The sequence below is a fragment of the Cupriavidus sp. 8B genome, assembly GCF_054589115.1.
In genome coordinates this window covers 1-8,827 of the sequence record NZ_BAAILO010000535.1, presented here as the reverse complement: position 1 = coordinate 8,827, position 8,827 = coordinate 1, and the positions used below count along the sequence as shown (strand labels likewise).

At 64.0% G+C, this 8,827-nt stretch carries 7 protein-coding genes and 1 rRNA gene; 7 read left to right on the top strand and 1 reads right to left on the bottom strand.

The genetic code is table 11. The features are described 5' to 3' along the window. Both rrf and ACYP5B_RS47315 read left to right on the top strand, forming a co-directional pair. A 5S ribosomal RNA gene (gene rrf, locus ACYP5B_RS47320) occupies positions 1–95 on the top strand; the annotation flags it as partial. A 269-nt stretch (positions 96–364) separates the two neighbouring features. Continuing rightward, a complete protein-coding gene (locus tag ACYP5B_RS47315) occupies positions 365–1,324 on the top strand; it encodes a DUF3047 domain-containing protein (RefSeq protein ID WP_459574273.1) in 960 nt (319 codons plus the stop codon). A 7-nt stretch (positions 1,325–1,331) separates the two neighbouring features. Here the strand turns inward: ACYP5B_RS47315 and ACYP5B_RS47310 are convergent, their stop codons facing one another. Further along, a complete protein-coding gene (locus ACYP5B_RS47310; RefSeq protein WP_459574271.1) occupies positions 1,332–2,525 on the bottom strand; it encodes a M20 aminoacylase family protein in 1,194 nt (397 codons plus the stop codon). A 311-nt stretch (positions 2,526–2,836) separates the two neighbouring features. On the opposite strand from ACYP5B_RS47310, the gene ACYP5B_RS47305 reads away from it, so the two are divergent. The 5 genes from ACYP5B_RS47305 to ACYP5B_RS47285 all read left to right on the top strand — a co-directional run bounded on the left by ACYP5B_RS47305 (position 2,837) and on the right by ACYP5B_RS47285 (position 8,659). After that, positions 2,837–4,423 (top strand): ABC transporter substrate-binding protein, encoded by a 1,587-nt coding sequence (locus ACYP5B_RS47305; protein ID WP_459574269.1) that lies wholly within the window; start codon positions 2,837–2,839, stop codon positions 4,421–4,423. A gap of 255 nt (positions 4,424–4,678) precedes the next feature. Continuing rightward, the gene (locus ACYP5B_RS47300) at positions 4,679–5,656 is read left to right on the top strand and encodes an ABC transporter permease (protein WP_318237728.1); all 978 of its coding nucleotides are present in this window, start codon (positions 4,679–4,681) and stop codon (positions 5,654–5,656) included. 4 nt (positions 5,657–5,660) lie between these two features. Beyond that, positions 5,661–6,578, top strand: a complete 918-nt coding sequence (locus tag ACYP5B_RS47295) for an ABC transporter permease (RefSeq protein WP_318237727.1) — start codon at positions 5,661–5,663, stop codon at positions 6,576–6,578. 21 nt (positions 6,579–6,599) lie between these two features. Beyond that, positions 6,600–7,598 carry an ABC transporter ATP-binding protein gene (locus ACYP5B_RS47290; RefSeq protein ID WP_267605161.1) on the top strand — a complete coding sequence of 333 codons (999 nt, stop codon included), beginning with the start codon at positions 6,600–6,602 and terminating at the stop codon, positions 7,596–7,598. Further along, positions 7,595–8,659: an ABC transporter ATP-binding protein gene (locus ACYP5B_RS47285; RefSeq protein WP_400102645.1), complete on the top strand. Its 1,065-nt coding sequence runs from the start codon at positions 7,595–7,597 to the stop codon at positions 8,657–8,659. Before ACYP5B_RS47290 ends, ACYP5B_RS47285 begins: the two co-directional genes overlap by 4 nt. Positions 8,660–8,827 lie beyond the last annotated feature (168 nt).

Genomic DNA, 8,827 nt, shown 5'->3' with positions numbered 1-8,827 from the left:
TTGGAACCACCCCTTCCCATCCCGAACAGGACCGTGAAACGACTCCACGCCGATGATAGTGCGGATACCCGTGTGAAAGTAGGTAATCGCCAGGCTATCCCTTGAAACCCCCCAGTACGAAAGTACTGGGGGGTTTTGCTTTTGCGGCAGCGATTTGCGCTGCCGCCACACCAGGAATCCCGCGTCAGGGTACTGGAGCCTTTCTTCCCCCATATCCTTCTGTTACCGTTTGTCTCAAGCCCCGGCTTGGCCGGACGTGACGCGGTTCGATGCATCGACGCAGTTCGAAAGATTGAAAAAGAGCCCGGGCCGGTTGCGCGCCAGAACGCACGACCAGCTGGCGGCATCCAGGTTTGGGGGATGAATGGCGGCCAGATTTTGCCTGTCGGTGCTGATCGGCGTGGTAGGTGCGCTTGTTTTGGCGGGTTGCGGCACACTCGGAACGGCGTCCACGCCGCGGGGACCGATCCCGCTGTCGGGTCCCGGCGCCATGGCCGCGGTCGCGTCGAACGATTGCGGCAGCTTTGCCGCGCACATTGAGCAACTCAAGCTCGCCCCGCCGGCGCAGGCGCCGGTTTCCGCCGAGAACCTGACACCAGACCAGATCGCAACGAGCCAGAATCCAGCCGAAGCCGATCACGCCAGTGAGCCCAGTGAGCCGGAAGACCACCCTACGCTGAAGCCCCTGCCCTTGTTCTCCACAGCGACAAGCGGGCTTAGCAAGCCGGCAGGCTGGCAGCCCTGGACCGTCAATCGCAACAAGATTCCCACACGCTATACCCTGACAGAAGTCGACCAACGCATGGTGTTGCATGCCGAAGCCGACAATTCGGCATCCGGCCTGTATGTACCACTGGTCGGGCGCGAGCCGGGCATGCTGAACTGGACGTGGAAGACGCGCGACGTCATCCGTAGCGCTGACAATTCGCTGGCCCCGCGCGAGGACGCGCCGCTACGCATCTTCGTCGCCTTCGATGGCGACAAGGGCAGCCTCTCGCTGAAGGATCAACTGATGTACGAGATGGCACGGCTGACAACGGGGCGCGAGATGCCCTATGCCACGCTGATGTACATCTGGGGCGGGCGCAAGCCCGAGGGATCCGTGGTGTCGAATCCGCACACCGACCGTGTGCGGATGATCGTGGTCGACTCAGGTACCCGGCATACCGGCGAATGGCGCTGCCATCGGCGCGACCTGCGTGCCGATTACCGCAAGGCCTTCGGGGCCGATCCGGGCAAGGTGGTGGCGATCGGCATCATGACCGATACCGACAACACCAAGAGCCGCGCCGAGAGCTGGTACGGCGACATCGCGCTGGACTGACGCGCGTTCAGGCAGGCGCGAGCCACTTCTCCACCAACTTCACAAAGAAGGTCGAGCCGACCGGCAGGATCTCGTCGTTGAAGTCGTAGCTGGGGTTGTGCAGCATGCAGGGGCCGAGGCCGTGGCCGGCTTCGCGGTGCACGCCTTCGCCGTTGCCGATGAACAGGTAGCAACCGGGCTTTTCCAGCAGCATGAAGGAGAAGTCCTCCGCGCCCATGGTCGGCTCGATCTTGCCATCGACATTGCCCGCACCGACCAGTTCGCTCGCCACCTCGACGGCGAACGCGGTTTCCGCCTCGCTGTTGACGGTGGGCGGATAGTTGCGGTGAAACTCGAATTCCACGGTGCAATCGAAAGCGCTCGCTACCGCCTTCGAGACTTCCTCCATGCGGCGCTCGATCAGGTCCAGCACCGGCAGCGTGAAGGTGCGCACCGTGCCGCCGATCCAGGCCTGGTCCGGCACGATATTGGTGGCATCGCCGCCATGGAACTGCGTGACCGAGATCACGGCGGCATCGATCGGGCGCTTGTTGCGGGTAATGATGCCCTGCAGCGCGGAGACGATTTGCGCGCCGGTGAAGACCGGGTCGTTGCCGTTGTGCGGCAACGCAGCATGCGCACCCTTGCCGCGCACGACGATGCGGAATTCGTTGCTCGACGCCATCAGCGGGCCGGCGGTGGTGCCGAAGCTGCCGGCCGGCATGCCGGGCCAGTTGTGCATGCCGAACACGGCATCGCACGGGAAGCGCTCGAACAGGCCATCCTTGATCATCTCGCGCGCGCCGCCGCCGCCCTCTTCGGCCGGCTGGAAGATCAGGTTGATGGTGCCGTCGAAATTCCGGTGCTCCGCCAGGTAGCGTGCCGCGCCCAGCAGCATCGCGGTGTGGCCGTCATGGCCGCAGGCATGCATGCGGCCGTCGTGCTGCGAGCGGTGGCCGAAGGTGTTGGCCTCCTGCAGCGGGAGGGCATCCATGTCGGCGCGCAGGCCGATGCTGCGCTTGCTGCTGCCATTGCGAATCACGCCGACCAGGCCGGTGGTGCCAAGGCCGCGATGGACCTCGATGCCCCAGGCAGCGAGGTTCTGCGCCACCACGTCGGACGTCCGTTCCTCCTTGAAGCAAAGCTCCGGATGGGCGTGGATGTCGCGTCGGATGCTGCGGATTTCAGACTGCGCCTGAAGAATTTCGGGGATGAGTGTCATGATGCCAGTTGAGGGCGTGGGATACCCCGATCATACGACGGCTCAGTCCAAAGCGCCAAAGCAGGCACCCGGCAGGACACTTCCGCCACTTTCACAAGCGCTCCCGAGGCACATGACCGCCAATCAGCGCGGGGGTTTCCCCGCATTGCCCCGGATGGTGCAGTGCTGGAACAGTTCATGCTTGATGTGCTTGCCTGGCAACGTTGCCGCCTGCCGCGTCCGTAGCCGCACCAAAATGCGGCGCCTGGCGCGATTTGCCTGCGCTGCCCCTAGTAGTCATTTGCTACATTTCTTCCCGGGAGAGTTGCGCGATGTCCCTTCGCACATGCAAGAAGGCATTCGGTGCCATGGTGGTAACCGCGGCCATGAGCTTCGGTTTTGCCGGCCAGGCCCACGCGGTCGATTTCAAGCTGGCCATGAGTTCGCCCCCGACCTCGATGGATCCGCACTTCTACAATCTGTTCTCCAACATCAACGTCTCGGAGCACATGTTCGAGTGCCTGGTGAAGATGGATGCGGACAGCAAGATCATTCCCGGCCTGGCCGAATCCTGGAAGCTGGTGAACAACCTGACCTGGGAATTCAAGATCCGCAAGGGCGTGAAGTTCCACGACGGCTCGGAACTCACCACCGACGATATCGTCTGGTCGCTCGAGCGTCCGTCCACCATCCAGAGCAGCCCCGGCAAGTTCGACGTCTACACCAAGGCGATCATCAACAAGAAGGTGATCGACAAGCACACCATCCAGCTCACCACCAACACGCCGTACCCGCTGATGCTGAACGACCTGACGTCGATCTTCATCGTGCAGAAGAAGGCTACGCAGGGCCTGACCTCGGACGACTTCGCGCAAGGCAAGGGCATGATCGGCACCGGCCCCTTCAAGTTCGTCAACTACGCGCGCGACGACCGGGTCGAACTGGTGAAGAACCCCGACTACTGGGGTCCCAAGCCCGCCTGGGACAAGGTGACGCTGCGCTTCATCCCGAACCCGGCCACCCGCATGGCGGCGCTGCTGTCCGGTGACGTGCAGGCCATCGAGAACGTACCGACGCCTGACCTGCCGCAGGTGCGCAAGGATCCGAAGCTGTCGTTCTTCTCCAAGATCTCGCACCGCGTGATCTACCTTTACACCGATGACAAGAAAGACAAGTCGCCTTTTGTCACCACCAAGGAAGGCGCGCCGATGGATAAGAACCCGCTGAAGGATGCGCGCGTGCGCAATGCCATCAGCATGGCCATCAACCGCCAGGGCATCAAGGACCGCCTGATGGAAGGCCTGGCGGAGCCGACCAACAACCTGGTGCCGCCCACGCTGTTCGGCTACAACCCGAACCTGAAGACGGTCAAGTACGACCCGGAAGGCGCCAAGAAGCTGCTGGCCGAAGCGGGCTACCCGAACGGCTTCGGCATCACCTTGCACACGCCTAACAACCGCTACGTCAACGACGAGAAGATCGCCCAGACCATTGCGCAGAACCTGACCCGCATCGGCATTGCGACCAAGGTCGAGGGCATGCCGATGGCGACCTATTCTTCCAAGGGCATCAAGCATGAATTCTCGTTCGGTTTGCTGGGCTGGGGCGCGCAAACCGGCGAAGTGAGCTCGCCGCTGCGCGCGCTGCTGGCTTGCGAGGATCCGAAAAAGGGCTTTGGCACGACCAACTGGGGCGAGTACTGCAATCCCAAGATGGACGTAGTGCTGGAAAAGGCGCTGGCCACGGTGGATGACGGCGAGCGCTCCAAGCTGCTGCAGGAAGCTACCGCGATTGCCGTCAACGATGGCGGTATCATCCCGATCCACCAACAGGTGACCACCTGGGCCACCCAGAAGGGCATCACCTACGTGCCACGTACCGACGAACGGACCTACGCGCACAATTTCAAGCCGCAGTAACTTGAAGGCCTGACGTTGCGAGGGCCTGAGCAGTAAAAGGTGAGGCTGGCGAGCGCGACCATGACGTCGCGCCCCCGGCCAGGCATTTGCAGGTATTTGCAGGTAAAAGCGGGAAGCGTCCGCGGTCTGGGCGGCCGCTTCCCGACGAATCATCCCCGGACGGTAGCCGGGCCTAGCCACGAGCCGACTGCCGGTGCAGCCAAGCGGCGCCTACAGGCGCCGTGACCTGTCATCGGCGAAGGAAAGCTTCCGAACATGCTGGTTTTCATTATTCGGCGCCTGATGCAGAGCGTAGTCGTGCTCTTCGTCATGTCGCTCTTGGTTTTCCTGGGCGTCTTTGCCATCGGCAACCCGGTCGATATCCTGATCAATCCTCAGGCCGACCAGGAGGACATCAAGCGCACCATCGCGGCGCTCGGGCTCGACAAGCCCCTCTGGGAACAGTACTGGATCTTCCTGCGCAACGCGCTGCACGGCGATCTCGGCACCTCGTTCGCGCACGGCACGCCCGCGCTCAAGCTGATCTTCGAGCGCATGCCGGCCACCATGGAGCTGGCCGTGTGCGCCATCCTGCTGGCCGTGCTGCTCGGTATCCCGCTCGGGCTATGGGCCGGCCTGCGCCCCGGCGGCGTGGCAGGCAAGACCATCATGGGCGTTTCCATCCTCGGCTTTTCGCTGCCCACCTTCTGGGTCGGGCTGATGCTGATCATGGTGTTCGCGGTGCAACTGGGCTGGCTGCCGTCCAACGGGCGCGGTGAAACCAGCGCCTTGCTCGGCATCCCCGTCAGCTTCCTCACGGTGGACGGCTTGCGTCACTTGCTGCTGCCAGCGGTGACGCTGTCGCTGCTCAATATCGCCATGGTGATCCGCCTCACGCGGGCCGGCACGCAGGAGGCGATGCTGCAGGACTACGTCAAGTTCGCACGGGCCAAGGGCCTGTCGAATACCCGCATCGTGGGTGTGCACGTGCTCAAGAACATCATGATCCCCATCGTCACGGTGATTGCCCTGCAGTTCGGCTCGATCATCGCCTTTGCCATCGTGACCGAATCGATCTTTGCCTGGCCCGGCATGGGCAAGCTGATCATCGATTCCATCCAGTTGCTCGACCGGCCGGTCATCGTGGCCTACCTGATGGTGATCGTGACGCTGTTCATCCTGATCAACCTGCTGGTGGACATCATCTACAGCGTGCTCGATCCGCGCGTGCGTATCGCCGACAACAAGGGCTGAGCTCATGACAACCGCAACCGAAACCACCGCGGCCCCGCCGCTAGCCGAGCAGACCCCGCTGCGGCGCTTCGCCAGCCAGTTCTTCTCGAGCAAGATCGCAGTGACCGGCCTGACCTTGCTGATCATCGTCCTGTTGATCGCGCTGCTCGCGCCCTGGCTGTCGCCGCAGAACCCATATGACCTGGCCACGCTCGACGTGCTCGACGCGCGCATGGCACCGGGCGAGCAGTCCGGCAGCGGCATGACCTTCCTGCTCGGCTCGGACGAGCAGGGCCGCGATATCCTCTCAGCCGTGATGTACGGCCTGCGCATCAGCATCGGCGTGGGCGTGGTCAGCACCGTGATCGCGCTGCTGCTGGGCGCCACGCTTGGGCTGATCGCCGGCTTCCTGGGCGGCCGCGTCGAAGCCATCATCATGCGCGTGGCCGACCTGCAGCTGTCGTTCCCGCCGATCCTGCTGGCGCTGATCCTGCTGGCATTCCTGCGGCCGGGCATCGGCAATATCGTGATCGCGCTGGTGGCGGTGCAGTGGGCTTACTACGCCCGCACCACCCGCAGCGCGGCGCTGGTGGAGCGGCGCAAGGAATATATCGAGGCCGCTACCTGCCTGGGCCTGCCGCCGGGGCGGATCATGTTCCGCCACCTGCTGCCCAACTGCCTGCCGCCGCTGATCGTGATCGCGGCGCTGCAGGTGGCATCGGCGATCACGCTGGAGGCCACGTTGTCTTTCCTCGGCCTGGGCGTGCCCATTACCGAACCGTCGCTGGGCTCGCTGATCGCCAACGGCCAGCAATACATGCTGTCCGGCAAGTACTGGATCAGCTTCTTCCCGGGCATTGCGCTGGTGGTCACCATCGTGGCCATGAACCTGGTCGCCGACCAGCTGCGCGATGTACTCAATCCGCGCCTGCAAACGCAGTAACGCAGCACGACAGGAGCGAATATGAGCAAACCGACCCTTGTGGTGGAAGGCCTCAAGACCCAGTTTTTCACGCGCGGCGGTATCGCGCGCGCCGTGGACGATGTCTCGTTCTCGGTCGACCGGGGCGAGATCATGGGCCTGGTGGGCGAGTCCGGCTCGGGCAAGTCGATGACCGGCTACTCGATCATGGGCCTGATCGATTCCCCGGGCAAAGTGGTGGATGGCCGCATCGAGCTGACCAGCCGCGACGGCGTCACGCGCGACCTGCGCAACCTCACGCCGGCGCAGATGCGCGATGTGCGCGGCAACCGCATCGCGATGATCTTCCAGGATCCGATGATGACGCTGAACCCGGTCCTGCGCATCGACACGCAGATGATCGAGGCAGTGCTGGCGCATGAAAAGGTCGACAAGGCGGTGGCGCGCGAGCGCTCGCGCAATGCGCTGGCCCGCGTCGGGATTCCTTCGCCGGACGAGCGCCTGCGCGCCTATCCCCACCAGTTCTCGGGCGGCATGCGCCAGCGCGTGGCGATTGCCATCGCGCTGCTGAACAAGCCGGACCTGATCATCGCCGACGAGCCCACCACCGCGCTGGACGTCACCATCCAGGGCCAGATCCTCTACGAGATGCAAAAGCTGTGCCGCGAGTCCGGCACCGCGCTGATCTGGATCACCCACGACCTGTCCGTGGTGGCCGGCCTGGCCGATACGGTGTGCGTGATGTACGCGGGCAAGATTGTCGAGGCCGGCGATGTGCGCCAGGTGCTGGAGCGCCCTGAGCATCCCTACACGCACGGCCTGATCAGTTCCGCGCCGTCGCGCAATCCGCGCGGCGCGCCGCTGCGGCAGATTCCCGGCATGACGCCTTCGTTGCTGAACCTGCCGGCCGGCTGCGCTTTCCGCGAGCGCTGCGCCTACGCCACCGATGTGTGCAAGACAACGCCGCCACTCGACACCGCGGCAGACGGGCGCCGCCTGCGCTGCTTTCATCCGGTCCTTGCCCAGCAGGAGGCCGCATGAGCGCCGCCGTCGTTGATCCCGCACTCGCCGCCATGAAGACCGAACCCATCGCAGAACCCACGCCCAACGCGCCCATCCTCGAGCTGAAGGGCGTGTCCAAGCGTTTCGTCAAATCGCTCGACGTCGCGGCCAAGATCGCCAACCTCTTCGGCGCCGGGGCGAAAGAGGAAGTGGTGCATGCGGTCGACCGGGTCGACCTGTCCATTCGCGCGGGCGAGGTGGTTGGCCTCGTCGGCGAGTCCGGCTGTGGCAAGTCCACGCTGGGCCGCATGGCGGTGGGCCTGCATTCGCTGACCGAAGGCTCCCGGCTGTGGAGGGGCGTTGACCTGGACCGCCTGCCGCCGGAGAAGAAGCGCGAGAAGCAGCTGGCGATCCAGATGATCTTCCAGGATCCGTATGCGTCGCTGAATCCGCGCCTGCGCGTGATGGACATCGTTGGCGAGGCGCCGGTCGTGCACGGCATGGTGCCGGCCAGCGAGCAGAAACGCTACGTGGAAGACATGCTGGTACGCGTGGGCATGGACCCCACCGTGCTACGCCGCTTCCCGCACCAGTTCTCGGGCGGGCAGCGCGCGCGCATCGGGATTGCGCGGGCGCTGGCGGTCAAGCCGGAATTCCTGGTGTGCGACGAGTCGGTGGCGGCGCTGGATGTCTCGATCCAGGCGCAGGTGCTGAATCTCTTCATGCGCCTGCGCGAGGACCTCAACCTGACCTACCTGTTCATCAGCCATGACCTGGGCGTGGTCAAGCACATCAGCGACCGGGTGGTGATCATGTACCTGGGGCGGGTGGTGGAGTCGGCGCCGGCGGAAGATGTCTTCGCCAGCCCCAACCATCCCTACACGCAGGCGCTGCTGGCCGAGGCCCCCAAGCTGGAAGTGGGCAAGAAGACGTTCGTGGCGATCAAGGGCGAGATTCCCTCGCCGCTGCATCCGCCGCCGGGTTGCCATTTCCATCCGCGTTGCCCGCATGCGATGCCGCGCTGCCGGGAGGAGCAGCCGCTGCTGAAGGAAATCGCGCCGATGCGGTTTTCGGCTTGCCACCTGAACGACATGGCGTAGTTGGTTAGCCCGGCAGCGCTGGACGAAGCTGACAGGATGCGCCAACGGGGATTGAAATGACGACGGTGCTTACTCCCTCTCCCCTCAGGGCTGAGGTTTGCCCACAAATCGGCGTCCTCGATAAGGCAGTGCTACTTGTAAACACAATCTGACGGTGTTAACTTCAGT